Genomic DNA, 26,096 nt, shown 5'->3' with positions numbered 1-26,096 from the left:
ACGCCCATTTACAGATACATGAATGCTTTTTCGTCTCATTTTGGTTATAATCCTCCTTGATTCGGTTAGTATCTTAAGACTATACATGCTGAGTTTTGCATTGTTCATTTATCAAACATCATTCGTATGCAGAATCAAATCGAAGCATCCAAAAACAGCCAGCCGGTCGCTTTAGTTACCGGTGCTAACCAAGGCGTAGGCTTTCAGATTGCCAAAGCGCTGGTAAAAGCTGGCTATAACGTATATGTCGGATCGCGTAACCTGGACAAGGGAGAGAAGGCGGCTACTCAAATGGGCACTTCTGCCTATGCCATAGAGCTGGACGTTACGCAGCCATCAACCATTGAGGCAGCCGCAGCACGTATCGAACAGGAACAAGGTCGTTTAGACTTGCTGGTCAATAATGCGGCTATAGCCCATGCGGGAAAACCAGGTCGCACCTTGGAAGAGGTAACCAGGGCCAATCGGGCCAGTACGGCCTCCCTCAATGAGGTACGGACCGTATGGGAAACAAATGTTTTCGGAGTCATTACCGTTACACAGGCCATGCTGCCTTTGCTGAGAAAATCAGCCGCAGCTCGGATTGTCAATGTATCAAGCGGACTGGGCTCACTAACCTTGGTAGCAGATCCAACCTACTGGGCAAGGGAGCATTTTGATGTGGTTTATGCGGCATCTAAAACGGCCATGAATGCCGTTACGATGGCCTTTGCCATCGAACTGGAAAAGGAACAGATTAAGGTCAATGCCGTAAGTCCCGGTTTTACGGCCACGGCCCTCAACAACTTCCAGGGCACCGATAGTGTTGAAGTAGGGTCCCGGGAACCGGTTCGGGTAGCGCTCGACTCCGACGGACCGACGCTGACCTTCACGGGGCCTGACGGTCCTTTGCCGTGGTAGTAAGTACTGCTTAAGATTTATCTGCCAGGAACGTGTTGCTCCATCAAGTTGATGACCGGTGGCTGATTCAGCCACCGGTCATCGTTACTATCGTATGAAAAATCAAACGTCAAAGGTCACTAAACTGGAGTCCATCCCTGAAATACACCGTATGCTTGGGCTTGCGGGTCCTATTCATCCCTTAATTAGTTTACTGGATGCGACAAAAGGGCAGATTGATATGGGCCGACTTCCTGCCAGTTATGTCTCATTTTTTTATAAGATCTCGTTCATTACCAAACTGAATGGCCAATTCAGGTATGGTCAGGGCTATTATGATTTTGATGAGGGCAGCCTCTTATTCACGGCACCCAACCAGGTTATAGGCGGTACAGAACGTTATGCAGATAATGAGGGCTATTCGCTGATTATCCATCCGGATTTCCTGCAAGGCTATCCCTTAGCCCAGAAGATTAAAAACTATGGTTTCTTCGCCTATGCGATTAACGAGGCATTACATCTGTCCCAGCAGGAAAGGTCAACGATGCTGGCTATTTATCACATCATACAGGAGGAATTAAACAGCCGGATTGACGACTTTAGTCACGAAGTGATCATCGCCCAAATCGAGTTGTTGCTGAGCTATGCCAAGCGTTTTTATAAGCGCCAGTTTTTAACCCGGCAGGCGGTTAGCAGTGATCTGCTTGAGCAACTGGAAGCACTGTTAACTACTTATTTTGACGAAGCCAAGCCCCTTAGTCAAGGCCTGCCCACGGTACAATACGTAGCTGATCAATTAAATTATACGCCTAACTACCTGAGCGATATGCTGCGTTCGCTGACGGGGTTAAACGCCCAGCAGCATATTCACCAAAGGTTGATCGAACGAGCCAAGGAATTACTATCGACCACGACTCTGACCATTAACGAAGTGGCTTACCAGTTAGGCTTTGACTATCCTCAATCGTTCAGCAGGCTGTTCAAAATGAAAACACAGATGTCACCTGTGCAATTCAGATCGACATTCAATTAAGGGTTATGATCCCATATCTGGTTTGCGTCAAGAAAGACCCGAATTATACACACTCATTCGTTTCTGGTGGGAGGGTTTTATGAGATCAAGAAAATGTACGACTACAGGTTTTCGTCAGTGTTGTCTCGTATTCTTTCGAAAAATTAGGTGAATAAGTAGCGCTCAAAACACGACTAGTTGTATAAGCTGGTTAGTGAGTACTTTGCCAGGATCATCTATCAAATGGGAGCCATTGCTCGCGTAAGGCTTACCCGCATAACCTTCTGAATCACAAGGTAGCAAGGTAACCCACTCTCACCGTTCCCTACTGCCGGTGGGTCCAATACCTCATTATCTATTCATATGTTTAACTGCCTTCAGGACAAAAGAGTCTTTTGGGAACAAGTCGAGTGCTTGACCGATGCAGCTCGCTCGGTGAGGAAACCTATAGTAAGACTTGCTGGTAACGTCTGAACGATGCTGATAGCCCCCTATCAGAACAACAATGTGCAGCCTGCAGAAGGATAACCATTCTGCTATATGGCGACAAGATGAATATGCTTGCTGACAGTCGATACAACAGATCTGTTAGAGCATACGGTGAGGTGATGTTGCTCAGCCTGAAGGGAAAAATTATACGTAACGGGTGGCCTGGCTTGCCCGATACCCACGACATTCCCCTCTGAAAACCCAAACGCTTTACGCTACAATCGTGGGCATGGGTACTTGTTGGCGTTTTGCCAGTATGGCAAGCGCTTAGGCTGCCTCAATGCGGCATGACCGCTTGAGGTCTTTAGTCAATTCGTTTACTTACGTTTAACCCCAGGCTACTATGTTAGCAATGAATTTTCGCGGGACCCGTCAAATCCGACTAGACCGTAACAAGCCCGAACCTGAGATCAAGCATCCCTATGATGCCATTGTCCGGGTCACCCGATCCCTGATTTGCGGTTCAGATCTGCACCTGTATCACGGTCGTGTGCCCGATACCCGGGTGGGTATGACCTTTGGCCATGAGTTCACCGGCGTCGTCGAAGCCATAGGCTCAGGCGTGCAAAAACTCAAAGTGGGCGACCATGTGCTGGTCCCGTTTAACGTTGCCTGCGGCACCTGCCCGCATTGCAAGCAGGAACTCTATGGCAACTGCAATGAGTCCAATTCGGAAGCCACCGCCGTCGGCGGCTTTTTTGGCTATGCACACACAGGCGGGGGCTATGATGGCGGACAGGCCGAATACGTTCGGGTACCCTACGCCGATGTGAGTCCCACCAAAATCCCCGACGGCATGGACCTGGAAAATGCGGTGCTGCTGACGGACGTAGTGCCTACAGGCTACCAGGCTGCCGAGCAGGGCGGCATACAGAAAGGCGATACCGTGGTGGTATTTGGGGCCGGTCCGATCGGTCTGATGGCAGCCCGCTTTGCCTGGTTTTTTGGGGCTGCCCGGGTCATTGTGATCGACCACGTCGACTACCGCCTGGAGTTTGCCCGCAAGTTTTCCTATGCCGAGGCTTACAACTTCCGGGAAATGAAAGACCCGGTGTTGTTCCTAAAAAAAGCCACCGATTACTTTGGCGCTGACGTATGTATCGATGCGGTAGGCTGCGATGGCACCGGCAGTGCCTTACAAACTATCACCGGTAAAGGACTCATGCTGCAAGCCGGCGATGCCACGGCCCTGCACTGGGCCATCAACTCCGTAAAAAAAGGCGGCATTGTTTCCATCATTGGCGTATACGGTCCTCCCTGGAACCTGGTCCCCGTTGGCAGTCTCATGAACAAAGGCATTACCCTAAGGGCCAACCAGGCTTCGGTAAAACGGCTGCTGCCCAAACTGATTGATCACATCATGAGCGGTCGCATCAATCCCAAGGAAATTATCACGCACCGGATACCGCTGGAAGAAGTGTCGGATGCTTACCGCATGTTTTCCAGTAAGCTGGACCACATTGTCAAACCCTTACTCATTCCGCCACGCGCCAGTGCGGCTTAACCCCTTGTCTTATGCAAACCGTATTAGAAGATACAATAGCCGAATTTCAGGACCGTACAATTGCGGACCGAAACCTGGATACCCGCACTAAAGACATCCCCGGCTGGGGCATGGATGCCGATCCGGAAAATGATCCCACCTACCCCATGAAGCATTGGAACGGGGCGGACCACGAACGGCTCAATTATGTAAAAGCGCCCCAGCAGCCCATCGACATCGAGGTCCTGCATTCGGTGGAGCGACCAGGCGTTACCCGGGTCTTTGGCACGTCATCACCGCCTTCGGGCCTAAGTGGGGCTATCCGTCGCTATGCCTATCAGTATAGCGAAGCGACTGCTACGCACTGGATGACGCTGATATTGGCCGACCGGGTCAACGCCATTGAGGGAAAGCTAACCGACTTAGCACACGGCATTCTTCCCAACCCCTGGCTTGAGCGGGGCTGGCGAGCGGAATGGAAGTACAACCGCCCTGCTTTTATCCGAAAGGCCGCGACTACGGGCTTGCTGATCACGGCCGGTATCCTGCTGCTGAAACGGAAAAACAAGCGTCAGTAACGGGTAACTGTTTTTTGTCATGGCTCCGGCCACCCGGCCCAACGAAGGAGGGATCTTCGGTATGAGCGAACAGAGCCGCCTGTTAGCGAAGATCCCTCCTGTCGTCGGGATGACAGGAAGGGCGATTTGAAGGCCCCCAAGTTGTTCCCAAAACAACCTCTCTACAGGTACCCTATCAATTAAACCAATCCAATCCAATTATGAGTACAAGCAGTCATCAACTGGAACAAGTCTTTTCAGACGATACCTACCAGTTAACCGGTGTGGCGATCACAAAAGACGGTCGTTTGTTTAGCTGTTATCCGTTATGGCCCGGGCCACACCAGTACAGTGTTGTCGAAATCTTCCCCAATAACCAGGTGAAACCGTATCCAGACGAGCGATGGAACAGCTGGCACGAAGGGGACGACGGAACGAACAAATGGGTTTGTGTGCAGGCCGTGTATGTTGATGAGGAGAACAACTTGTGGGTGGTGGACCCGGCCTGCCCGAACATGGAACAGGTGTATGACACTAGTTTTAAGCTGGTCAAGTTCAACCTGGCGACCGACAGCATCGAAGACGTGTACCGGTTTGAGGGCGTACTGAGCAACAAAAGCTACATCAACGATGTGCGGGTCGATACCCGTAGACAGGTAGCGTATCTGACGAACTCCAATGAAGGGGGGATTGTGGTGGTTAATCTGGAAACGGGAACAATCCGGGAGGTATTGCGCAACCACCCTTCGGTGAAACATGACCCTTCCTTTACCCTGATCGTGGACGGGAAGGAATTTAAAAAGCAGGGGCAGCCGGTACACCTTCAATCCGACGGCATCGCTTTAACACCGGATGGCGAATGGCTGTATTACAAACCGCTCACTGACAATAAGCTCTACCGCATCCGAACGGACTATTTGCGGGACGAAGCTTTGTCGGACGATCAACGGGAGGCTGCGGTGGAAGACTTGGGCCGGTTTGCGGTTACGGACGGGATGATCTTCGACAAAAACGGCAACCTGTATCTGGGCGATTACCAAAACTACAAAATGGTCCGAATAACGCCTGAACACAAGCTGGAAGACGTCGTGGCCGATGAAAGGCTGATCTGGCCGGATAGTTATTCCATTTCGACGGATGACTATTTGTACATCAGTTGCTCCCAGATCAACAAGCAACCCGATTACAACGAAGGCGAAAACAAACGAACAACCCCGTATTCCATTTACCGAATGAAGTTGCCTGCTTAACAAACCTTATATCTCCCTAAAACTATGGCAAACAAAAAGCAGCCCGTGTCGAGTGTACTGGGCATGGGACAGATTGAACCAGACACCAGCAGTTCCAGTCGAATTAATGTTGACGATACGGAACGAATCTGGTCGGCGGCTGGTGGAGCGTTGTTAGCCATGTATGGCTTACGGCGGGGTTCGTTTAGCGGGTTAGTACTAGCCACGCTGGGCGGATTTATGGTCTACCGCGGGGCGTCGGGCTATTGCCCCATGAACCAGGCGCTGGGGCGAAATACGGCCGAGCCAAAGGTTGAAGACAAGGCGATGGATTCGATTGAAATCACCAAAAGCCTTACGATTAATAAACCGCGCAAAGAGGTATACGCCTTCTGGCGGCAACTGGAGAACCTGCCCCAGTTTATGTTTCATCTGAGCGAGGTACGGCAACTCGACAACAAACGGTCGCACTGGGTAGCGAAACTCTCGGATGGTCTCCTCGCTAAAACGCTGGGAACGGTGGAGTGGGATGCGGAGATTCTTGAGGAGGTAAAAAACGAGCGATTGGTCTGGAAATCAGTTGCCGATGCCCGGATTGACAACGCGGGCGAAGTCCGTTTTGTCGATGCGCCCAATGGTCAGGGTACGGAAGTTCACGCGGTGATCAAGTATCGTCCACCAGCCGGGCAATTGGGTGGTGCGATCATGAAGCTGTTTAACCCGGCTTTTGAGGAGATGGTCAAACAGGACCTGCGCCGGTTCAAGCAATTGCTGGAAACCGGCGAAATTACGACCATCGCAGGGCAGCCGTCCGGTCGGCAACCTGAGCAACAATCCGGTAAGAAACCTGTACCTGAACACGCCAAAATAGACAAAAAACATGAAAGCGCTATGTTATAACGGTGTTGGCGACCTGCGCACAGAGCGGGTTCCCGACCCAACCCTCATCAACCCCAAAGATGCGATTCTGCGGGTTATTCTGTCATCGGTTTGCGGCTCCGACCTGCACCTGCTCAACGGCTACGTGCCAACGATGCGCGAAGGCGACATCATCGGCCACGAGTTTATGGGTGAAGTGATCGAGATAGGCTCCGAGGTGAAGAACCTGAAAAAAGGCGACCGCGTAGTGGTGTGCTCGATTCTGGGGTGTGGCGAGTGTCAATATTGCCAGAGTACGCAATGGTCGCTCTGCGACAACTCCAATCCCCACGCCTGGATACCGGAAAAAGCCTATGGCGATTCGCCAGCCGGGATCTTCGGGTACTCGCACGCTTTTGGCGGCTATGCCGGCTCCCATGCCGATTACATTCGCGTACCGTATGCCGACCGGGGTTGCTTTGTCATTCCCGAAGGGTTGCCCGACGAAGCCGCTGTGTTTGCGTCGGATGCTCTCCCGACGGGCTTTATGGCTGCGGATTTAGCCGACATCCAGCCGGGCAACGTAGTGGCCATATGGGGATGCGGAGGAGTTGGTCAGATGGCCATTCAAAGTGCTTTTCTGCTGGGTGCGTCCCGCGTGATTGCCATCGACCGGGAACCCGACCGGCTGCGGATGGCGAAAGACATCAGCGGAGCCGAAGTGCTGGATTTCTCGAAAGTCGATATTCAGGAAGCGTTGCGGGAGATGACCGGTGGGCGTGGCCCCGACCGCTGCATCGACTGCGTAGGCATGGAAGCGGTCAGCGAAGGGCTGGATTATTATTACGACAAAACCAAGCAGTTTGTCCGGCTGGAATCCGATCGACCGATTGTGCTGCGGGAAGCCATCCTGGCCTGTCGGAAAGGCGGAACCGTTTCGATTATTGGTGTTTATGGCGGCTTAGTAGACAGCATCCCGATGGGGGCGGCCATGAACAAAGCTCTAACCTTCCGAATGGGTCAGCAACACGGGCAGCGGTACATTCCCCGGTTGCTGGAGCATCTGCAAAAAGGGGAACTGAACTCAAGCTTCATGCTAACACACAAAATGTCGCTCGATCAGGGCATGGCAGGCTACGATCTGTTCAATAAGAAAGAAACAATGCGGGTTGTTTTTGCTCCGCAATAGTAAAATTGATTTCTTAAGGCGGGTTTCGCTCGCCTTAAGAAATCAATTCAAAATAAGTAGGTTATTGTTTGTCATACTGACCAAGGAAGCATCTTCGGTAATTGAGATAGTGCCTGCTACCGAAGATGCTTCCTGCGTCAGCATGACAAAAATGCCTTTTTTAAATAACCTAAGTTAAATTTACTTGATTACCTAAATGAAGCTGTTTTAGTCATTTCGACCGGCAGACCAGTTGGAATGACGAAGAACCTACTTTCTGACTTGTCTGGCAAAAGTTTAAACCGAATACCGAATCAGAAACTCGATTCACAAGCTAACAACGACGAACCAGCAGCGGTTACCCAAGAGAAGTCACCCACAAGCATAGCGAATTCTCCATCTGAACAGGACCATCAGGGCTTCATCCGCGTACGCGGACCCCGGTAGCCTAATCCTAAGAATATTGGCGTAGCCATCCCCCCGGGATGCCCTCGTGGTGTTTACCGGCATCTCGGGTTCCGGTAAATCATCTCTGGCGTTCGGTACCCTCTACGCCGAAGCCCAACGCCGATATCTGGAATCAGTCTCCCCTTATACCCGGCGACTCTTCAACCAAATGGCCGTTCCCGTAGTCGACGCCATTGACGGCTTATCCCCGTTACATCCTGCCGACGCTGGGACCCGTAGCCGACCACTTCCTGTAACGACTTTGAATCGTCGGGCAGGGTTATATCGACGGTTGTGCGAGTGCCGATGGCAATCTCCTGCGTCGTCTTGCCAATAAAACTAAAGACTAGCGTGGAATTTGCTGGAGCACTAACCTGATAACGCCCATCCACGCCCCGGTGGTTGTCACTTTCACCTGCACCGTTGCCCCGGCAGGGGCGTCCCATCGGTTTCTTTCACCGTTCCTGAAACGGTTACCGGCTGGGCCAGCGTTGGCAGGCTCAGCAGACTAATACTGATCGCCAGATATATCCAAAACGTATGTCGTCCATACAGGCAGGCGGACGCACGTGCCCCCGACTGCCCTACTCTATAAATCTTCGCCATCCCACTTACCGTTCTACACGATTTAGATTTAAGTAATTACGCAGAATTAAAATAGATAAATTTTGTATGATCCCTTCAGGGTCACATGTTTATAGAAAGCCTCTATTTACTATAAACATGTGACCCTGAAGGGACGGTCGGCCGCTGCCGTCATATTATAAAGCGGCATAAGCCAGTTTAAATTTGCTTGATTACTTAAGTACCTCACTTAATTTCGCTTTGAAATTTCCTTAATTAAGGCTCTGATTATAAGTTAATTGTTGACAACCTCAGACCATAGGCTACGAACTACTTATTAGAAAAAGGTTAGTAAAAAATTGGTTGATGTTAGGCTAATCTGTAAAACGGAAATGCCTATTCATTGACAGAAACCAGGTTATTTTTCAATGAATCGTGAAGTGGCTAGAAAGAGTGTAGGCATTGATTGGCCCCATATTCGTTCATTAATGAGGTAATGGTCGAAATCGCTGGAGGCTTGGCATCCAGGCATCTTCATACAAATAGTCCATCAACTGGCTCCAGGTGGTAGCACGTATGTGATGCATACATACATTGAACTAACTAGTTTAATCGGGATAGAAAGGATTATTGGTTGCGATTTGGCTTACTGGATCGGCTGGTACTGGCACTACCACTGGTTGGCACACCGGCGGCCTGTTGATTGACGGTTTTGCCTTTACGACGCTGCTCAGACGACTGACTACCCACAGTCCCAGAGCCAGACTCGGAGAAGGTTGTGCCATTTCCCTTCCTCAATTTATTCCGATCCGTATTGGCGGCACTGCTCTGCTTCGGTCCGACCGTACCCTGGGCAGAAGAAGTAGGGCGTCTATCGGGTGTGTTGCCACCAGCCTGCGCGTAGGCACTTACGGAGGCCACTGCTATCAGCAGCGCCACCGCCATTCCTGTTGTTTTCATGCGTTGAGTTGGTATTAAGTGTTTTCTTATACTCGCTCCATTAACCTCGCGACATTTGTTCTGGCACACTGTATGTTGGATGAATGAGGCAATGGAGACGCTGAATTTGCCGAAGGTCCGTTAGCTTATTTAGTAAGGTTCACGTTTGCGTTGACAGGTTGATAGATCAATAGATCATCTCGCTCTAAACTAAACACCGATCAGTATGCATCAATCAATTATTCAGCGTTGTCCTGGCGGCACAGGCGATTCGGACGACATTTCGCCCAAGTATGACCCGAAAAACAGCGAGAGTCTGAAGAAAACACGCTCTGGGAAGTCACCTGTAAGCAGTAGTCCGGGCGAAACGCCTTATACAGGCAGTCATGCCGATAACTACAAACCCGATGAGTCGCCGGAGCGTAATCCGGCAGAGGACGGCCCCAGTGGAGAAAACATGAAAAACGGCGGCAAGAACGGCGGAGGATTATGGACCAGTGGAGGCACCGTTACAACGGGTACAGCTTATCATGATGAAGATGAGCCCGATCAGTAAGGCGCTTGGCAAAACCAGAAATTAACTAGCATCACCCGGCGAAATGAGTTTTGCCCCTAAATACTCCCGATTTAGCCGGGTGATGACTTCCAGCGGCACAGAGGCCGGACACTCGACCGAACAGGCCGCGGTAAATGTACAGGCTCCGAAGCCCTCCGCATCCATCTGGGCCACCATGCGCTCGGCCCGTTGCCGTCGTTCTGCCTGACCTTGTGGCAACAGGGCAAACCGCGACACCTGAGCGCCCACGAACAGCATGGCCGAAGCATTCTTACAAGCGGCTACGCAGGCTCCACAAGCAATACAGGCGGCTGCATCCATCGTTGATTCCTGCGTTTGCCGGGGCACCAGAATCTCGTTGGCATCAGGCGCCGAACCGGTATTTACCGAAATGTACCCCCCCGCCTGAACAATCCGGTCGAAAGCGGATCGGTCCACGGATAAATCCTTGATAATCGGGAACGCCCGTGCCCGCCAGGGTTCTACAACAATGGTTTCCCCATCACGAAAGCTCCGCATAAACAGCTGACAAACGGCACCACCCGTCTGAGGTCCATGTGCCCGGCCATTGACATACATTGAGCAGGCACCGCAGATACCTTCCCGACAGTCGTGGTCAAACGTAACCGGTTCCTCTCCTTTATGGGTTAGTTCACCATTGAGTACATCGAACATCTCCAGAAACGACATATCCGGATCAAGATTAGCCAGTTTGTACTGGATTAGCTTGCCGGGTGTGCTGGCATTTTTCTGCCGCCAGACTTTCAGTGTTACGTTCATACGATTCGTTTTAAAAGGAGCTATACGGTACCCTTGTAATCCCAATGGTCTTTAACGATTACCCCAGTAGCGTCTTTCAGTAAGCGTCTGGCGAACTGATCACCTTTGATAATACCCCGCTCATCTGCCTTGCCAACAAACGCCAGTATGGGGTTTCCCTCTTCATCGGTTTTCAGGGCTACATCATAGCGACCAAACTGTAAAGCGACCATTCTAGCCGGTTCATATTTCTTGTTGAGGACTTTCAGCAGTCGTTCGCCCAGTTTCATACAATGTGTTCAGGCTGGTAAGTGGCTACACTACCTCCGTTCTGAGTATCTGATTATGAATATGTGCCTGAAATGAGGCAACGGAACAGTGGTTAGCAACACCTACACGAACGAAGGCCGAATGCTCACAATAGAGGTAAAAAATTTGGTTAGCCAGCCTGCAAGGAAGTTATAGTTCCACCTAATCGGCCGCTTAGGGATTAATGATATACACATGATGATGAAACAAATAATCGCATTCCTGCTAGGCATTAGTTTGATAGCCTGCTCACCAGGAGATAAAGACAAGAGCAGCCAGCTTGGCGAGGGAAATGACCATCTGGCTCGACGAGTTACGGGCGTTTACCTACTCAGCACCGATTACCATTACCAGGAGCCCTGTAATTACCTACCCGAAGAATTTGTAAAGAACCTGTTCAAATTAAATAAGGAGGTAGAACTGGAAAAAGTGAGCGAACTAAATAGCTGTGAGCTACGGTGGGGAGCCAACAAGATTGGTTTTTACCTGGAAAGCAACAAGCCTTTTGAATCCGTCTACCAATCCGAATATTACTTCAACAAGTTATTCGAGCCGAAGGCCAACCAAGCTGCGGATCAGAACACGGAAAGTAAACCACCCCTGTCTGGTCCAGAACCGCAGGGTACGGGAGCAGAAGTGTCAGCCGATATGAAAGGCACTACGCCAAAGCAGGATTCGACCCGTGGCGCTGACCCCTCAGGACCTATCAGAGGGATCACGCACCCAACACCACCCCTTACGGCTCCTGCCCACAACACCCCTACCGGACAAGCAATAACCGACGTGGGAGACAAAGCCATTTGGGAGCCGGGCAAAAAGTCCTTACGTGTTTTATTCAACAACCATGTGTTTAGCGTAGTGGCCCACATGCCCGGCGATTCGGCAACGATAAAACAAGGCGCAATCGGGCTGGCAAAGGTGGTTATCAACTCGTTAAATGATAATCGGGACCCAGAGCCTAGGCACACCCCACCCCATTGATTAAACTATTGATACTTCCTTATCAGGGAAGCATTACTTTATTTTTATTGGTATTCAGTATGAAAAGCCGTTCTAATTGGCTCAGCTACGCTCTTATGAGTCTGCCTGCACTCTTTCTTTTGGTGGGCTGGAATAGGATACCAGACCCTGTAGCTATTCAGGGTACGGAACCGGGAGAAGCCGAAAAAGTTACATCCCGACAAGAGTGGCTGGTCCATTTTGCCTGCATTGCTATCCTGTTGATGCTCACCCGCCATATTCTATTCTTGCTGCTTCGTTCGTATACGCGTCAGCACCGGGGGCGCTTCCTTCTGTTTTATTGGCTATCTGCGGGTTTTGTGTGTGTGCTAACCGGGCTTTATGTTACAGAGGGTATGTATCAGACAGCCGTCTATGCGTACACGTTCCCTATCCTGATGGCCCTGGGAGAAGCCGGATTGATTTATAGTATCATGCCCGATCAGTTACCAGTCCGATTCACGTCGACAAGCCTCACAGCACAGCAGATGCGGGCTTCAGGGCATATGTATACGATTGCACGCTTCCTGCTCATCTGGGTCAATATACTAGTTGGCTTGATGATGCTATTTGCGCCAGGTGCCGATCGCTGGCAGATGGGTGTCACCGCCAATTTATTGATCTGTTTGACGATCCTATTGATGGGCGCTATAGCCGCCTTTCAGGCCAATCAGCTCAACTAACCCATACATGTATGCGGTGTTGCGTTTCTCGCGTTTCGGTACAATTCAGGCCTACGACCCCGCCAATCCGGCGCTGGACGAGATTCAAAACCCCAAACTCCTTACCGATTTGAGTCTATCGTACCGAATCCTGAAAAATCTCAACATCACGGTAGGCGCTAACAATCTATTCGACGTGTATCCTGACCCATTGCGGGTAACCAACTACGCAACACCGGAGCGGTATGGCTCGGCGGCACTGGACAATTCATCCTTCGGTCGATTCGTCTACAACCGAAGCGCCACGCAATTTGGCTTTAATGGCGGCTATTATTTCGTAAACCTGTCGGCTAGTTTTTAAGCCAACCCGCTCCCTCATTATCTGACAAAATTAACAGAGCCGTTCAGGCCGACTGTGTTTATCACTATAGTACAAAATCAATCGAAGGATTAACCGATTTATCTATGTTTTACCACGTCAAAGAATTACAGTTTAACGCTCGGGTCTCCAAGCCCGACCCTGGCTTTGCTACCTTATTACTGGAGCAGTTTGGAGGACCCAATGGCGAACTGAAGGCCGCTATGCAGTATTTTACCCAGGCTTTCTCGGCCAAGCAACCCTATCCGGATAAGTATGATCTGCTGATGGACATTGCCACTGAGGAGTTTAGCCATCTGGAAATTGTGGGTGCTACGATTCAGATGCTGCTCAGCGGAGTAAACGGCGATCTGAAAAATGCCGCAGAAGAATCCGAAATTATGCAGCTTCTCGATGGTAAAGCCTCCAAAGAAAGCTTCATCCATCAGGCCATGACCAGCCCACAATTTCTGGTACTGAGTGGCGGAGGACCAACAGTGACCAATAGTCAGGGTGTTCCCTGGCAGGGCTCATACGTCAATGCCAATGGCGACCTGACAGTTGACCTGCGCTCGAATATTGCGGCTGAATCGCGGGCTAAAATTGTCTACGAATACCTCATGCAGTTTACCAACGATCCGTCGGTGAAAGAAACGCTCCGGTTTCTGATGACACGGGAGGTAGCACACTTCCAGATGTTTCAGGCCGCTCTGGATACGATTCAGCCCAATTTCCCCCCCGGTATTTTGCAGGGCGATCCCCGGCACAGCAATACGTACTACAATATGTCGAGTGGGGGCGATTATCGGGGTCCCTGGAACGAAGGAGTGAGTCCTGGTTTAGGTGAAACCTGGCAATTTGTCGATGATCCGATCAAACACGTGATGGAAACCCAAGGCTTGTCAACACATCAGCCGAAAGGGACCGATCGCACCATGAATAACGTCGAGCAGGTTAATGAGGAACTGAGTTCCCTGCGTAGTGATACCATCAAAGCCGCTACGCCTATGACTGACATGCAGTGGAGTACGTATTAGTGTAGTAATGATAGACGCGATAAACCCGAAAGGGCCAGATAACCAATGGCAGGTGGATCAGATTTGGATTGAGTATTATACGGATCCACTCTGCTGTTGGAGCTGGGCTTTTGAACCCCAATGGCGCCGACTGCGCTTTGAATTTGCTGACCAAATCCGTTGGCGTTACCGAATGGGCGGCCTGATTCCTAACTGGCAGCATTTTCACGATCCATTTTATGCGGTTGATAAACCGTTGCAAATGGGCCCGGTCTGGATGGAAGCCCGTATACGAACCGGGCAACCCATTCAGGACCGAATCTGGCTGGATAACCCGCCCGCATCCTCGTATCCGGCCTGTATGGCCGTTAAATGCGCCCAGTTGCAGTCGGCCCAGGCAGCCGAATACTACCTGCGTCGATTGCGGGAAGCGGTTATGCTGGAGGGGCGTAACATTGCTCAGCATACGGTTCTGGTTGATCTGGCCTGGGAGCTTACGCAACTGCATCCGTCGATTTTTAATGCCCAGTTATTTGAAGAGCACATAGCCACTGGAGCAGGACAGGATAGTTTTCGGGATGACATTCAGCAGGTGCGTTTTCAGCGGATCAATCGATTCCCTACCCTGATTATACAGGGGGCGACGGGGCAAAAAGTCATGCTGGTCGGCTATCGTCCGTATGATGTGCTGCTGGAAGCCATTCGGCAAGTAGCTCCTGACTGCCACCCCATCCAGAAAAGTACAGATCGGGAAACATACATGAACTATTGGAGACAATTGACGAACCGTGAACTCGATGAAGCTCTTTCTGAGAAGATAGCTGAGTAGACCGAATTTCAATCTGGGCCAATGCCCTTCAGTAGAATGATCAGTAACAAACGCCCACTACGATTAATCGTCCTGATTATGGGGGTCGCATTGGCAATTGCACTGATCAACTACCGGGGGCGACCGCACGATGGGCATCTGGGAGCGGCCCCACAAGGAATTTCTGGATGAGCTGGAACGGGAATACGGATTCAATCCGCCCCGCGAGCACGGTCTGGATACGGTAGAAACCATTAAAGCAATGCACGATGGTAAAATCAAGGCGTTCGTAAGTCTGGGAGGGAACCTGCTGTCGGCCGGGCCGGATACGGAATTTACGGCGGCTTGTATGCGAGAGCTGCGACTGACGGCGTTTGTAGCGACTAAGCTGAATCGTGGTCACCTCACCACCGGAAAAACTGCCCTGCTCCTACCCTGCTTTACGCATCTGGACATTGATCGGCAGCGGTCGGGTGAACAGTTCAACGAGAAGATTCGAAAACCGGGTGGATTTTACCTGCCCAACGGTCCCCGCGAGCGGAACTTCACGACGGAGAATGACAAGGCCAACTTTACGGTCACCGACATGGTCATGCACCACCTCGAACCCGACCAACTGGTGCTGATGACCATCCGCAGCCACGACCAGTTTAACACGACAGTTTATGAGTACAATGACCGGTACCGGGGCATTCACGGCGAACGGCGCGTCGTTTTCATGAATCCGCAGGACATGGCCGAGCGGAACATTCAGGAGCGGCAGTTGGTCACCATTACCAGCCATTTTGAGGGGCAGACCCGTACGATGGAGAACATGATTGCGATACCTTACAACATCCCGAAAGGCAATACGGTGGCCTATTATCCCGAAGCGAACGTACTGGTACCGGTGGCCAGTGTGGCTTATATCAGCAACACGCCCACCTCAAAATTTGTGATCATTACCGTAGCGCCCGTTGCCGGAGCCTTCGTAAAAGGGGACGGCTCAACTCAGGTAGTGGCGACGGCTGCTTAGAGCTAATCTTCATCGACGCCATACTTATCGATTCATATATGCTATCACTCGGAATTTACCTAATGGCGAACAAATAAAAAGGGCCTATTCCTTAGTGGAAAATTTTTGCTTAATCTCCTTGACAAATTCAACTGATACGCCAGCGATGTCAGCGATTTGTTCAACTGTTAGAGACATTTTGGCAAGTAAATTTTGTACAAAGCGTTCCTCCGCTTTTTCCTGACCTATCATGTAGGCTGCATCTTTCTCAATGCTCACAAATTTGCTAATGCTATCCATAGCGAGGTCTCTAAGTATTTGCCCTAAGTTACGCAACTGCACTAATACCCGCAATTGACTGAAATATCTTTTTAACGCCAAATCACCCTGAGTCGTTTCTTCAACCCTGCAGTACAGTTTCAGGGCTTTCGCCCTTAAAATCAGCAAGAACGCCCAAAATCACTTCTTCGGGTTGCTCCGACTTGAGGAATAAATGGTAGTCAAGGTTAGCGAAGGCAATCAGCGGAAATTCATAACGCATCAATTCGCTTTCGTATCTTGTATCCATCTTAGGTACGCCAGCGCCCAGAAACAACACATACTGGCGAATAGGCATTTTATACTTGCGCGCCAGCATGATATGATAATCAGCCATCCGATAGACCATCTCCGGCTCGTCAACCAATTGAAATTCGAGATGAAGAACAAACGTACAGCCTTGATTATCTGCAATTTTCTTCAACACATCTGGCTTACGTTCTTTTGTGTGTTGAATGTCATCAGGCAGTTCTTCTGACAAAACTGCCGTTATTCCGAGTATATTTTGCATCAAACCGCACGGGCGGCCCCGTCGGAATAACGGCTTCGATGTTTTCTTTAAATATTTTGTCGTACTGACTTGCTTGTTTACCCATCTGGCAAAATTATCGGAAATAGCTCAATGTTGCTCATTTGCCTAACCGGGGTGTTTCGCTTGCCACTGATGAGCAAAAACTAAAGCTTTTTTACGCATCCAAAATCCTACGCTCGGATCGTGCAGCCCATCGATATGATCGACGCGTAACCCCTGAAATACACCTGTTTTGAGCAGATTTTTCGCGTGTTCATGCACATGCTCAAACACAACCGGGTTCTGAATGTTCAGGCAAATCAGGCTATTGACGGTAAAGAACCGGCGGTAGTTAATCCGGAAAAATGATGCATTCGAACTGACTGAATGTAAATTCTTTATGAAATTGAATGCGGTACGTAGCAATCGAATTAGTCATGAGAAACAGAATAAATAAGCAGCGATTCGGGCGGTAGAACCAGCGATTCGGGATTTGTTAAGGAGTCGGCCGAAGCATCCGTACCCGGCCCCTTCCACTGCGGATCGGCTGAGTCCAGCAATTTCTGCCAGTGTTCACCAACATTAGGTGCCGAAATAGTCTGGGTTTGTTTAGAAAAATTCATCCCGCAAAGCACCTGCTGATCGTCATGCCAGCGATGTATAACTAGCATTTGCTGGTCTTCGTGAACCATCACGTTCAGGTTCTGCCGGTCGAGATGGTGCAGAACCGGATGCTGTTTGCGCAGGGCAATCAGCGTCTGGTAGTACCGGAATAGCGTTTGGTGGGGCTCCTGCTCCAGAAGTTCCCACTGTAGCCGGGAGCGCAGGAACGTTTCTTCGCTGAAAGGGTCTGGTACCTCACTACCATCATGAAAGTCGGCAAACTCTTCCTGTCGGCCCTGACGCACGGATTCGACCAGCTCTGGCTCCGAGTGGCTTACAAAATACTGGAAGGGTGCTGTTTCGCCCCATTCTTCGCCCATAAACAGCAGGGGGATGTACGGGCTGATCAGCACCGCACCCGCTAGCAATTTCTGCATCTCGAAACTATAGAGCTGGCTGGAGCGCTCACCCAGTTTGCGGTTGCCAACCTGATCATGGTTCTGGGAAAACACAATAAACTGATGTCCCGGATTGGCTTCGGCTTTTCGGCCAAACCGCTTCTTCCGGACAGCCGAGAACTGGCCATCATAGACATAGGCATTCTGATATGCTTTAGCCAGGTGACCAACCCCCTCGAAATCAACGTAGTACCCCTGCCGCTTTTCGCCAGCCGCGACCCGTAGCGCATGATGAAACTCATCCATCCACTGGGCATCCATACCATATCCGTTTTCGGAACAGGGATTAATGTAACGAGGGTCATTGAGATCGCATTCAACCAGCAGATAATGCCGCCGACCGGTTGCTTCCATCAGTTGGTCAACCTGCTGGCGAAGTTCGGCCAGGATATGTTTTGCGCTTAAGTCCTTGATGGCGTGAACGGCATCCATCCGCAGGGCATCAATGTGATAATCCCGCAACCACATCAGGGCGTTCTGGAGAATAAACTGCCGAACACCATCACACCAGGTATCATCGACGTTAACCGCATCGCCCCAGGGTGTACAATATTTATTGGTCAGGAAGGGGCCAAACTCGGTTACAAAAGACCCTTCGGGCCCCAGATGGTTATACACCACATCCAATATCACCGCTATGCCTTTCTGGTGGCAGGCATTCACCAGGTGTTGTAAACCATCTGGTCCACCGTAGGCATTTTCGACGGCAAAGGGAAACACGCCATCATAACCCCAGTTCCGGCCATCGGGAAACTGACCGATGGGCATGATTTCGATGGCATTGATGCCCAGTCCTTTCAGATAGTTCAATTTTTCCTCAATGGCGGCAAACGTACCATCCGGTGTAAAGGTACCCGTATGCAACTCATAGATCAGATAATCTTCCAGTTCCGGGTTACGCCAGTCCTGATCACTCCAAGTGTAATGGTTCGTATCAATCGTCTCGGAAGGGCCATAAATTCCCTGCGGCTGTGATAGCGAGGTCGGGTCGGGCCGCTCGTCGTGGCCATTGATCAAAAATGTGTAGAGGTCACCAGGCTGAATCCGATCCGTTGTCAGCCGCCAGAACCCCATTTCTTCCCGCTTAAGGAGCAGTGATTCCGGTTGTCCGTAAATCTTAATGGCTACCTGTTCGAGCAAAGGAGCCCATAAAACTACCTGCGCTACATTTTCTTGTGGGAAAGTCACCCCAATAGTGCGCTTGTCGAAAGAAAAAAGATCATTCATAACGGTAAAAAAGAAAGCAAGTCGCGTGTCCACTAGAAGGGTGTAGAACAAGTTTTTTCGACAGGATTAACAGGGTTTACAAGATTGTAACCCAGGAAATCTTGTTAATCCTGTCGAAAAAAGCGATTACGTTTCTAACTCCCTATAGTTACCAGGCACCTATTCTGGTAACTTGGAAGTGAGCCAACGGCGCTGTCGTTATCGGCAGAATTCCCTGTTTTCAACTTAACTGGTTCGTTGCGGAAACCGCTCGACAATGCGTTGAATCTCCTTGGCTAACTGATTTTTAATATGCGCTGGATTACTGATGGCGTTCTGCACCGAACCACGCCAGATCAACTGCTTGGTTCGGGCATCGACCATATCGACAACAACGGTACCGGCTTCATACTTTTCCTGAGTGTACATCGGTCCCCAGCTATTCCAGCCCCACCAGGACGGCCCCCAGCCCCGATAACCCCAGCGGCCCCAGCCATAATAGGGCCCATACATGCCATACGGGCCATTGTTGGTAGCCACCGTACGGGTCAATGGCCAAACCAATACTAATGACTAGAATTTTCATAACGTTTTAGCTGGTTAGCGAACTACGTACACAGGCCTACCTGCCGTGTGACATTAGTTTACTAACCCCCTGGCCAACTCGGTTGATGAGGGCGCTGGTCAATAAGTGAGGTAAAGGCAAGCGTAGTGGCCCCACCGGTGCAGTAGCTACTTCATGAGGTGAGGTCTTACGTTAAGGCATGCTTCTGGGTGTCGATGGCTTCCAGGAGCTTATCATAGGGTTGATTGAACTTGGCGACGCCTTCACGCTCCAGTTGCTCGGCAACCGCGTTGAGATCGACACCCGCCTGTTGCACCTTTTCCAGCACCTGAAGGGCTTCTGCATCGTTACCAGCTAATCGAGCGGCTGGCTGGCCAGCATCCCGGTAGGCATTCAATGTATCCATCGGCACGGTGTCAACGGTTTTAGGGCCGATTAGGGCATCCACGTATTTGACGGGTGAAAAGTCGGGGTCTTTTGTGCCCGTACTCGCCCACAGTAAGCGTTGGGGCGTACCTCCCTGGGCGGCCAGGAACCTGAAACGCTCACTGTCAAACAGTTGATTATAAAGTGCATAAGCCTGTTTGGCCAACGCAATAGCCGTTTCCCCTTTTAACTGGGTCAACCCACGCTCGGTGAGAACCGGATCGACAGCTGTGTCGATTCGACTGATGAAAAAACTGGCCACCGAAGCCAGTTGATCGATGGGTTGACCAGCGGCCAGACGATCTTCAAGCCCGGCAATATAAGCCTCGGCTACGGCAACATAGCGATCCAGACTGAATAATAAGGTGACGTTGACGTTAATACCTTCGGCGATGGCCTGACGAATTGCGGGCAAACCTGGCTGAGTTCCCGGAATCTTGATCATGACATTGGGTCGGTCAACGGCTTTCCACAAGGCGCGGGCCTGCTCCAGGGTCTTGTCGGTATCCAGTGCCAGGCGGGGTGATACTTCCAGGCTAACGAAGCCGTCAGCCCCGCTGACTTTGTCTTCGTAGACCGGTAAGAATAAATCGGCGGCCTGTTGAATATCGGCTATGGCAAGTCGGTAAAACAGGTCTTCGTTCGAGAGGCCTTCCGAAGCCAGCCGTCTTATATCTTCGTCATAATCCGTGCCACCCGTAATGGCTTTCTCAAAAATAGCCGGATTGGAGGTAATGCCCCGAATACCATCCTCCTCGATGAGTTGTTGAAGGCGACCTGAGTTCATCAGCGGCCGATCAATAAAATCCAGCCAGATACTTTGACCGAGCTCGTGCACTTGTTTTACTGCGTTCATGGGATGAAATTGGGTTGGACTAACTATTTAATCATTTAACTATCTACTAATCAGACCCATTACTCCTCAATCGGTAAATCGAAGGGGCGTTACTAATCGCCATCCAGAGTCGGGATTGTTGCGTTCAAACATAATGTGAAAGGCAAATACAAGGTCTTCCTGAGCTAATTCCACCGGCATGTTTTCATCGGCTGGGAGTTGATCCGGATTCAGGTTGACGTAGACGGCCATTTTGTGGCGATTACCCCGTATGCTCATCTGATTGAGCCGGGCGAGCAATTGTTGATAAAAGCGCAACGAAATAGAATTCATAATTCGGTGAGGGCTGATGACGGGCTACTTGAATGGACTCTTATGGAATTAGTGATGGAGCCGAAGATCGTTTGTGATACAACCACGGAGAATCAAGGGTTGGTCTATTCAGCCAAAGGAAGTGAGGAAATGGCTGAGCCTTCGCCTGGCTTTCTAATCGACCAATCAGCTCCTACTCGCCAGTCGATAAACCATATCCTCACAATTTAGCCTACTAACAGGACTATCCTGAAGAAAGCCTTTATTAATAGATTAATCGTACCGTATAGTCAAATTCAACCATAAATAACTATGAATGCAATGTGGTTAAACCAACTGGGCCAAAAGGGCTATATATCCCAGGTTAACTGATTTTTACTATGTGCTGGATTAGTTGCTTAGCTCGCCAGGCATCACGTCAACTCGGAACTCTTTTTTCTCACGTTCGCCGAGAATACTCTGCTCTTCAGGATAAGGATGTCTGGCCTATTACTAAGAACCGGTACCTCGCTATCGCCCGTTTTGGCGAAACACCAGCAACTAGATTCTGGTATTTCGGCTGTAAACCTGTTTAGTTAACCAGTAAATACACAACGTCATGGCAGACAAAACGCTTGAAAAAGTTGAAAAAGAATACGAAGGCCAACGCATTACCGACAATCAGGATAATGGCACCGGTCATGGCAGCAAAGGAAGCCGAAGTTCTACCTCCCACAAAAATTCGTCGAAAGGGAGCAGTAGTGCAGGCGGCTCAACGGGAGGCCCGTTAGGCAGAACGAACAAGCATGGAAAGTAAAGCAAAACTGGCTGGGCATGAGTGAATCAAAACCCCTGAATCAGATGGCGAAGTACCAAAACTGGCATCGACATCTGGAAGAAAATCAAATTATACTGGACAGTATCGATCCGATTTATGTTCATCGAGCCCAGCAAGACGGAAGCGTTTTATATGCGCTGCTTCAGGTGGATGGGAAAACGCCCGAAGGGACCAAACTAAATCCCATCTGTTTTCTAAAGGGCGATGCCGTATCCATTCTGGTCGTTTTAATCGATGAGGAAACGGAAGAGAAATATGTCCTTCTGGTTCGCCAGCGACGCACCTGCGACGGGTCATTAACGTATGAACACCCCGCCGGGATGATTGATGAGGACGACCCCTCCCCCCAGGCGGTAGCGGTGCGGGAATTGAAAGAAGAAACAGGTTTAGCGGTCAACCCTGCCGACGTAAAACCGCTATTCAGCCGGCCACTGTTTTCGGCTACAGCCACCAGCGATGAAGCCCTGCATTTTTTCTACTATGAGCACAGGCTGGCGTTAGCTGCCATTAAAGCCCTGGAGGGTAAATCGACGGGCCATGAAGGTGAGAATGAACACACGCATCTACACATCGCCACGTTCCCGGAAGCTCAGCAACGGGTTGCCAACCTGCATGGTGTATTGGGCCATTTACTATATCTGAAACAGGTTGGCGACTACACGTTGATGGATCAATTATAAAGGCATATCGCCATTTTACGACTACGAAACGGGATGAAAAAGGGATGGATTATTGCGTTGGCGCTCCTGCTGATTGGCTTTATTGGCGCTTATATCTGGTACAACCGATTGAAAAATAACGCTGCGGCCGAAGGCGGTGCGTATGATAATACGCTCAAACCCCGGCTAGAGATGAGTACCCTGGCAATTACTGAGATCGATGACGACCGGATCAATATGAACGTAAAGCTGCTCATCGACAATCCGTTACCGCTTTAATCTGGATATTCCCATTCTGGGTGAGCGCACGTTTAGCCCAACTATTACCCGTCGGCTACCAACGGTTTACCTGCCAGAAATCAAAATTGAGGACCTTAATTTTGGCAAACTGGGCCTAAAACGAACCGATGTTGCCGCCAAAGTAGCCATTACGAACAAAAACAACTTTCCGTTCACGTTTACCGATACCCATTACACCGTGTCGATTGACGGAAAAGAGATTGCTGAGGGTTATCAGCCCGAACCGATTCTGATTAAAAAGCAGGCTACCACGCCAGTTTTGTATCCCGTTACGGTCAAGCCCGGTCAAACGCTGAGGTTATTCCCCAAAATGCTATTTGACAAAAAGGACACGCCTTTTCTGGTAACGCTTCGCTGTAAACTAATCGACAAAAGCGGAAATCTGTCATTCAAAAATAGCAAGATGCGAACCGTAATTCGAGGAATCCTGGCCGATTTCAAGAAAGATTAGCTAGTTCCTGCTGTTAGTCTATGCCATTGGTCTAGTGCGCCATGTATACGTTAATCCTTGGCCCCGTTCCCTTACTTCTTTGTTTTTCATAGCCCCATTCAATCGTCTGAAAGGTAGTTTACGAATAGCGCACAATCAATTATCAGTCTAGACTGACAACTCAACGTATGAATAAGATTGCAATTCTAATCGTCTTGCTTTTCCTGACAGCGCAAGCCAATGTTCAGGCTCAGTCGGGTGGAGCGGGCAAAGGGCAGGCAGGTGCTGGCCCTGTAGGCCGTGCCCGAAAAGCCAACACAGGCCAGACACAGGGTAAAGGGGTGCCTTACTCAAAAGACAAGGAGCAGCAGCAGAGCCGTGCAGAACCAAAGGGCGGAACGTCAGCCGCTAGTGGCTCCTCAACCAGCAGTGGTTCGGCTCCATCGGGTCAGGGGAATACAAAATCGGGCAAGAAATCGGGGACTAAGCCAGGAAGTGCTTCGGCGGGAACCGGCAAAAATCAATAAGTAGTCAATAAACCCCCAGGTAATTACTTAAATTAAATTCGTATGGCAACTTCGAAAAATCCAGAACACAAAGAAGGCCCCGTCGCCAAAACCATTGAAAAACAAACCGCTAAGCTCCCGTCAGATCTATTTCTATGGGCGGCTCTGGCATCCATGGGTGTTTCAGCCTATTTACAGTTTACTACTAACCCAAAACGTAGTTTGTTTGTGGGCCAGTGGGCGGCCCCTTTTCTGCTATTGGGCCTCTACAATAAATTAGTTAAACTGGAGGGGAGCGATTAGCCTCCATCGAGTAGCATCAAATAACTAATTATCAGTTAGTGCACATCCAATGAAGCCGTGGTCAGTTTACAATGTCACGGCTTTTTTCTATTGAAAAACAGCTTGGCTTAAGAGCGTGACCTTGATCATGGCCGTTTCCTCACAGGCCAACCTGTTATCAGGCCCGTTCATTGAGGCTCTATGTTGACTTTACATCAGGTCGTGGCGTAGGCGTTAACGCTGTACACAGAATTAGCCGAGGCAGAATCACTGCATGGCGTAGTACAGGGCTGAGTCATTCTATTTTTTATCTAATGAAGAAATTTCTGCGCGAGAATAGCCTTTCGCTTTTATTTGTTTTCCTGACAGTAATAACCCTAGCCGGTCAGATCATCGTAGGCTGGCACGAATTTAATGACGAGTTGAGCGATTATGGGCAGCCCGCTATCACGCTACCAGCTTACCTGACCAGTGGCCATTGCATCGAAGCCGTCTTTGAAAACTGGGAAAGTGAGTTTTTACAGACTACCATCCAGTAGCGAGGTACCGTTTCCTTACTTCCATTTGGTTTCTGTTGATAGTCAGCAAACTGGTTGCGTTATACATACAGGTTCCAGAAACAGAAACTCAATTCAACGTATGAAAAAGCTACTTATAATAACGGGCTTAAGCCTATTGGCCAGCGTTTCGAGCGTATGGGCTCAGTCAAGCACGAACTCATCGAGCAATACGGACACGAAGAATTCGTCATCCGTAAACAAGGCCAGTAGGGCGAATAACAGTCAGCTTAAAGGAAAGGGAGTACCCTACACTAAGGATAAACAACAGTCTGGCAAATCAACTGCCAATCGCAAAAAAGGCCCGATCCCCCCTTCTTCGGTTAGCAGTGGACCGGATGTATCTGATACAGCACAAAAGGCAACGACTCCCGGAAGCCACGTTTCTCAGCGAGAAAGGAGTGTTGGGCATAAAGACAACCCTAAAAAAGGGAGCACTTCCGCAAAGCCAACTAAACAACAATAAGTACCTACTTAAGCTAACTACCTATGAACCTGAAAGGTATTGTTGAGCAGATTCAATACGAAAGCAAAGTTATACAGGGGGAGGCTACTAAGGATATGGTCTATGAAAGCCATCATTCATACCCAGATGAGTCGGCGGCTAGAGAGGCATTTGCGAGTTCGGTAGGTAAGTTACTGAATGTGAACAGCTGGTCGGATCTTTCAAGCCTTTCCTCCGATTTCATATTGTATGATCCAGTTGGCAGGACAAAACCCGCTGGCCCCGTCGAGACGGGGGATTTTATTCAGATTAACTTACCCGGCCCTACGCCTGACAATTGGGTACAGGTTATTCATACCAGTGCTGACGAGAAACGAGTTGAGTTTACGGTTCAACCCTGCGCAGACCCATTGACCAATCAGCCAGACAAGATTGACCATTTTTTCTCCGAACAGGCCCGCAGCACCTTTCGGGTTGAGTTATCCGGCAATACACTCAGCGCGTTTGAAATTGGCCAGCATGAATCTATCAATAACCAGCAACCCCAGGCTGGCGAGCGAGGGGTTATCAATACAATTATCGCCGAAACGGGCTGGCTGTTTTATCAAAAAATTCAGTGGAAACTCCTGACCGACTATCTGGTGCATCTGTAAATTCTGTAGGTACTCGTATAGACTGTTAGTACTTTTCTTTTTACTAGCGTTTTTGTCATTCCGACGCAGGAGGGATCTTCGGTAGAATTCATAAACTAACACTCTACCGAAGATCCCTCAACTGCGT

At 49.9% G+C, this 26,096-nt stretch carries 35 protein-coding genes; 23 read left to right on the top strand and 12 right to left on the bottom strand.

From position 1 onward, the window contains the following. Positions 1-126: 126 nt before the first annotated feature. The 7 genes from ACYVGR_RS32510 to ACYVGR_RS32480 all read left to right on the top strand — a co-directional run bounded on the left by ACYVGR_RS32510 (position 127) and on the right by ACYVGR_RS32480 (position 7,696). Complete coding sequence (locus tag ACYVGR_RS32510; RefSeq protein ID WP_460964330.1) at positions 127-900, top strand: SDR family NAD(P)-dependent oxidoreductase; 774 nt, start codon at positions 127-129, stop codon at positions 898-900. 94 nt (positions 901-994) lie between these two features. Further along, positions 995-1,912: a helix-turn-helix domain-containing protein gene (locus tag ACYVGR_RS32505; protein WP_460964328.1), complete on the top strand. Its 918-nt coding sequence runs from the start codon at positions 995-997 to the stop codon at positions 1,910-1,912. A gap of 811 nt (positions 1,913-2,723) precedes the next feature. Continuing rightward, a complete protein-coding gene (locus ACYVGR_RS32500) occupies positions 2,724-3,884 on the top strand; it encodes a zinc-dependent alcohol dehydrogenase (RefSeq protein WP_460964326.1) in 1,161 nt (386 codons plus the stop codon). A gap of 11 nt (positions 3,885-3,895) precedes the next feature. Further along, entirely contained in the window at positions 3,896-4,441 is a 546-nt protein-coding gene (locus ACYVGR_RS32495) for a hypothetical protein (RefSeq protein ID WP_460964325.1), read from the top strand. Positions 4,442-4,641: 200 nt separating this feature from the next. Beyond that, positions 4,642-5,670: an SMP-30/gluconolactonase/LRE family protein gene (locus ACYVGR_RS32490; RefSeq protein ID WP_460964323.1), complete on the top strand. Its 1,029-nt coding sequence runs from the start codon at positions 4,642-4,644 to the stop codon at positions 5,668-5,670. Between the two features lie 24 nt (positions 5,671-5,694). Then, complete coding sequence (locus tag ACYVGR_RS32485; RefSeq protein ID WP_460964321.1) at positions 5,695-6,549, top strand: SRPBCC family protein; 855 nt, start codon at positions 5,695-5,697, stop codon at positions 6,547-6,549. Beyond that, entirely contained in the window at positions 6,530-7,696 is a 1,167-nt protein-coding gene (locus ACYVGR_RS32480) for a zinc-dependent alcohol dehydrogenase (protein WP_460964320.1), read from the top strand. Before ACYVGR_RS32485 ends, ACYVGR_RS32480 begins: the two co-directional genes overlap by 20 nt. A gap of 587 nt (positions 7,697-8,283) precedes the next feature. On the opposite strand, the gene ACYVGR_RS32475 is transcribed toward ACYVGR_RS32480, so the two are convergent. The 3 genes from ACYVGR_RS32475 to ACYVGR_RS32465 all read right to left on the bottom strand — a co-directional run bounded on the left by ACYVGR_RS32475 (position 8,284) and on the right by ACYVGR_RS32465 (position 9,646). Beyond that, positions 8,284-8,568, bottom strand: coding sequence for a hypothetical protein (locus ACYVGR_RS32475; RefSeq protein WP_460964318.1), 285 nt, complete (start codon positions 8,566-8,568; stop codon positions 8,284-8,286). Further along, the gene (locus ACYVGR_RS32470) at positions 8,534-8,728 is read right to left on the bottom strand and encodes a hypothetical protein (RefSeq protein WP_460964317.1); all 195 of its coding nucleotides are present in this window, start codon (positions 8,726-8,728) and stop codon (positions 8,534-8,536) included. Before ACYVGR_RS32470 ends, ACYVGR_RS32475 begins: the two co-directional genes overlap by 35 nt. Before the next feature lie 585 nt (positions 8,729-9,313). Next, positions 9,314-9,646: a hypothetical protein gene (locus ACYVGR_RS32465; RefSeq protein ID WP_460964315.1), complete on the bottom strand. Its 333-nt coding sequence runs from the start codon at positions 9,644-9,646 to the stop codon at positions 9,314-9,316. A 205-nt stretch (positions 9,647-9,851) separates the two neighbouring features. Between ACYVGR_RS32465 and ACYVGR_RS32460 the strand changes: the two genes are divergently transcribed. Then, on the top strand, positions 9,852-10,181 hold the full coding sequence (locus ACYVGR_RS32460) for a hypothetical protein (protein WP_460964313.1): 330 nt from the start codon (positions 9,852-9,854) through the stop codon (positions 10,179-10,181). Positions 10,182-10,202: 21 nt separating this feature from the next. On the opposite strand, the gene ACYVGR_RS32455 is transcribed toward ACYVGR_RS32460, so the two are convergent. Beyond that, the gene (locus ACYVGR_RS32455) at positions 10,203-10,961 is read right to left on the bottom strand and encodes a succinate dehydrogenase/fumarate reductase iron-sulfur subunit (RefSeq protein ID WP_460964312.1); all 759 of its coding nucleotides are present in this window, start codon (positions 10,959-10,961) and stop codon (positions 10,203-10,205) included. A gap of 20 nt (positions 10,962-10,981) precedes the next feature. After that, a complete protein-coding gene (locus ACYVGR_RS32450) occupies positions 10,982-11,230 on the bottom strand; it encodes a hypothetical protein (RefSeq protein WP_460964310.1) in 249 nt (82 codons plus the stop codon). A gap of 214 nt (positions 11,231-11,444) precedes the next feature. Here ACYVGR_RS32450 and ACYVGR_RS32445 point away from each other — a divergent pair, with 214 nt between their 5' ends. The 6 genes from ACYVGR_RS32445 (at position 11,445) to ACYVGR_RS32420 (ending at position 16,107) form a co-directional block, all read left to right on the top strand. Then, entirely contained in the window at positions 11,445-12,230 is a 786-nt protein-coding gene (locus tag ACYVGR_RS32445) for a hypothetical protein (protein ID WP_460964309.1), read from the top strand. A 59-nt stretch (positions 12,231-12,289) separates the two neighbouring features. After that, complete coding sequence (locus ACYVGR_RS32440) at positions 12,290-12,931, top strand: hypothetical protein (protein ID WP_460964307.1); 642 nt, start codon at positions 12,290-12,292, stop codon at positions 12,929-12,931. Positions 12,932-12,938: 7 nt separating this feature from the next. Further along, entirely contained in the window at positions 12,939-13,271 is a 333-nt protein-coding gene (locus tag ACYVGR_RS32435; RefSeq protein WP_460964306.1) for a hypothetical protein, read from the top strand. A 104-nt stretch (positions 13,272-13,375) separates the two neighbouring features. Continuing rightward, on the top strand, positions 13,376-14,305 hold the full coding sequence (locus ACYVGR_RS32430) for a manganese catalase family protein (RefSeq protein WP_460964304.1): 930 nt from the start codon (positions 13,376-13,378) through the stop codon (positions 14,303-14,305). A 7-nt stretch (positions 14,306-14,312) separates the two neighbouring features. After that, on the top strand, positions 14,313-15,113 hold the full coding sequence (locus tag ACYVGR_RS32425) for a DsbA family oxidoreductase (RefSeq protein ID WP_460964302.1): 801 nt from the start codon (positions 14,313-14,315) through the stop codon (positions 15,111-15,113). Between the two features lie 130 nt (positions 15,114-15,243). Further along, entirely contained in the window at positions 15,244-16,107 is an 864-nt protein-coding gene (locus tag ACYVGR_RS32420; protein ID WP_460964301.1) for a molybdopterin dinucleotide binding domain-containing protein, read from the top strand. Positions 16,108-16,191: 84 nt separating this feature from the next. Here ACYVGR_RS32420 and ACYVGR_RS32415 read toward each other — a convergent pair whose 3' ends face one another. From ACYVGR_RS32415 to ACYVGR_RS32385, 7 genes are all read right to left on the bottom strand, one after another. Next, on the bottom strand, positions 16,192-16,386 hold the full coding sequence (locus ACYVGR_RS32415) for a hypothetical protein (protein ID WP_460964299.1): 195 nt from the start codon (positions 16,384-16,386) through the stop codon (positions 16,192-16,194). Positions 16,387-16,486: 100 nt separating this feature from the next. Further along, positions 16,487-16,915, bottom strand: a complete 429-nt coding sequence (locus ACYVGR_RS32410; RefSeq protein WP_460964297.1) for a hypothetical protein — start codon at positions 16,913-16,915, stop codon at positions 16,487-16,489. A gap of 126 nt (positions 16,916-17,041) precedes the next feature. Beyond that, positions 17,042-17,341, bottom strand: a complete 300-nt coding sequence (locus ACYVGR_RS32405; RefSeq protein WP_460964376.1) for a hypothetical protein — start codon at positions 17,339-17,341, stop codon at positions 17,042-17,044. Positions 17,342-17,346: 5 nt separating this feature from the next. Further along, positions 17,347-19,203, bottom strand: coding sequence for a malto-oligosyltrehalose trehalohydrolase (gene treZ / locus ACYVGR_RS32400; protein WP_460964295.1), 1,857 nt, complete (start codon positions 19,201-19,203; stop codon positions 17,347-17,349). 225 nt (positions 19,204-19,428) lie between these two features. Beyond that, positions 19,429-19,734 carry a DUF4136 domain-containing protein gene (locus ACYVGR_RS32395; RefSeq protein WP_460964293.1) on the bottom strand — a complete coding sequence of 102 codons (306 nt, stop codon included), beginning with the start codon at positions 19,732-19,734 and terminating at the stop codon, positions 19,429-19,431. Positions 19,735-19,934: 200 nt separating this feature from the next. Beyond that, positions 19,935-21,029, bottom strand: a complete 1,095-nt coding sequence (tal, locus tag ACYVGR_RS32390; protein ID WP_460964291.1) for a transaldolase — start codon at positions 21,027-21,029, stop codon at positions 19,935-19,937. A 66-nt stretch (positions 21,030-21,095) separates the two neighbouring features. After that, a complete protein-coding gene (locus ACYVGR_RS32385) occupies positions 21,096-21,341 on the bottom strand; it encodes a hypothetical protein (protein WP_460964289.1) in 246 nt (81 codons plus the stop codon). A gap of 577 nt (positions 21,342-21,918) precedes the next feature. On the opposite strand from ACYVGR_RS32385, the gene ACYVGR_RS32380 reads away from it, so the two are divergent. The 9 genes from ACYVGR_RS32380 to ACYVGR_RS32340 all read left to right on the top strand — a co-directional run bounded on the left by ACYVGR_RS32380 (position 21,919) and on the right by ACYVGR_RS32340 (position 25,969). Continuing rightward, on the top strand, positions 21,919-22,116 hold the full coding sequence (locus ACYVGR_RS32380; RefSeq protein ID WP_460964287.1) for a hypothetical protein: 198 nt from the start codon (positions 21,919-21,921) through the stop codon (positions 22,114-22,116). Between the two features lie 17 nt (positions 22,117-22,133). Further along, the gene (locus ACYVGR_RS32375; RefSeq protein ID WP_460964286.1) at positions 22,134-22,817 is read left to right on the top strand and encodes an NUDIX hydrolase; all 684 of its coding nucleotides are present in this window, start codon (positions 22,134-22,136) and stop codon (positions 22,815-22,817) included. Positions 22,818-22,850: 33 nt separating this feature from the next. Beyond that, the gene (locus tag ACYVGR_RS32370; RefSeq protein ID WP_460964284.1) at positions 22,851-23,075 is read left to right on the top strand and encodes a hypothetical protein; all 225 of its coding nucleotides are present in this window, start codon (positions 22,851-22,853) and stop codon (positions 23,073-23,075) included. Between the two features lie 199 nt (positions 23,076-23,274). After that, on the top strand, positions 23,275-23,547 hold the full coding sequence (locus tag ACYVGR_RS32365; protein ID WP_460964282.1) for a hypothetical protein: 273 nt from the start codon (positions 23,275-23,277) through the stop codon (positions 23,545-23,547). A 167-nt stretch (positions 23,548-23,714) separates the two neighbouring features. Then, positions 23,715-24,053 (top strand): hypothetical protein, encoded by a 339-nt coding sequence (locus tag ACYVGR_RS32360; protein WP_460964280.1) that lies wholly within the window; start codon positions 23,715-23,717, stop codon positions 24,051-24,053. 42 nt (positions 24,054-24,095) lie between these two features. Next, a complete protein-coding gene (locus ACYVGR_RS32355; protein ID WP_460964279.1) occupies positions 24,096-24,335 on the top strand; it encodes a hypothetical protein in 240 nt (79 codons plus the stop codon). Between the two features lie 293 nt (positions 24,336-24,628). After that, positions 24,629-24,853: a DUF6766 family protein gene (locus ACYVGR_RS32350; RefSeq protein ID WP_460964277.1), complete on the top strand. Its 225-nt coding sequence runs from the start codon at positions 24,629-24,631 to the stop codon at positions 24,851-24,853. A gap of 100 nt (positions 24,854-24,953) precedes the next feature. After that, positions 24,954-25,337, top strand: coding sequence for a hypothetical protein (locus ACYVGR_RS32345; protein ID WP_460964275.1), 384 nt, complete (start codon positions 24,954-24,956; stop codon positions 25,335-25,337). Between the two features lie 23 nt (positions 25,338-25,360). Next, the gene (locus ACYVGR_RS32340; protein ID WP_460964274.1) at positions 25,361-25,969 is read left to right on the top strand and encodes a hypothetical protein; all 609 of its coding nucleotides are present in this window, start codon (positions 25,361-25,363) and stop codon (positions 25,967-25,969) included. The last annotated feature ends 127 nt before the right edge of the window (positions 25,970-26,096 follow it).

This window comes from Spirosoma litoris (assembly GCF_054776755.1).
The sequence above is the reverse complement of the archived record's forward strand: the minus strand, read 5'-3'. Positions and strand labels throughout refer to the sequence as shown.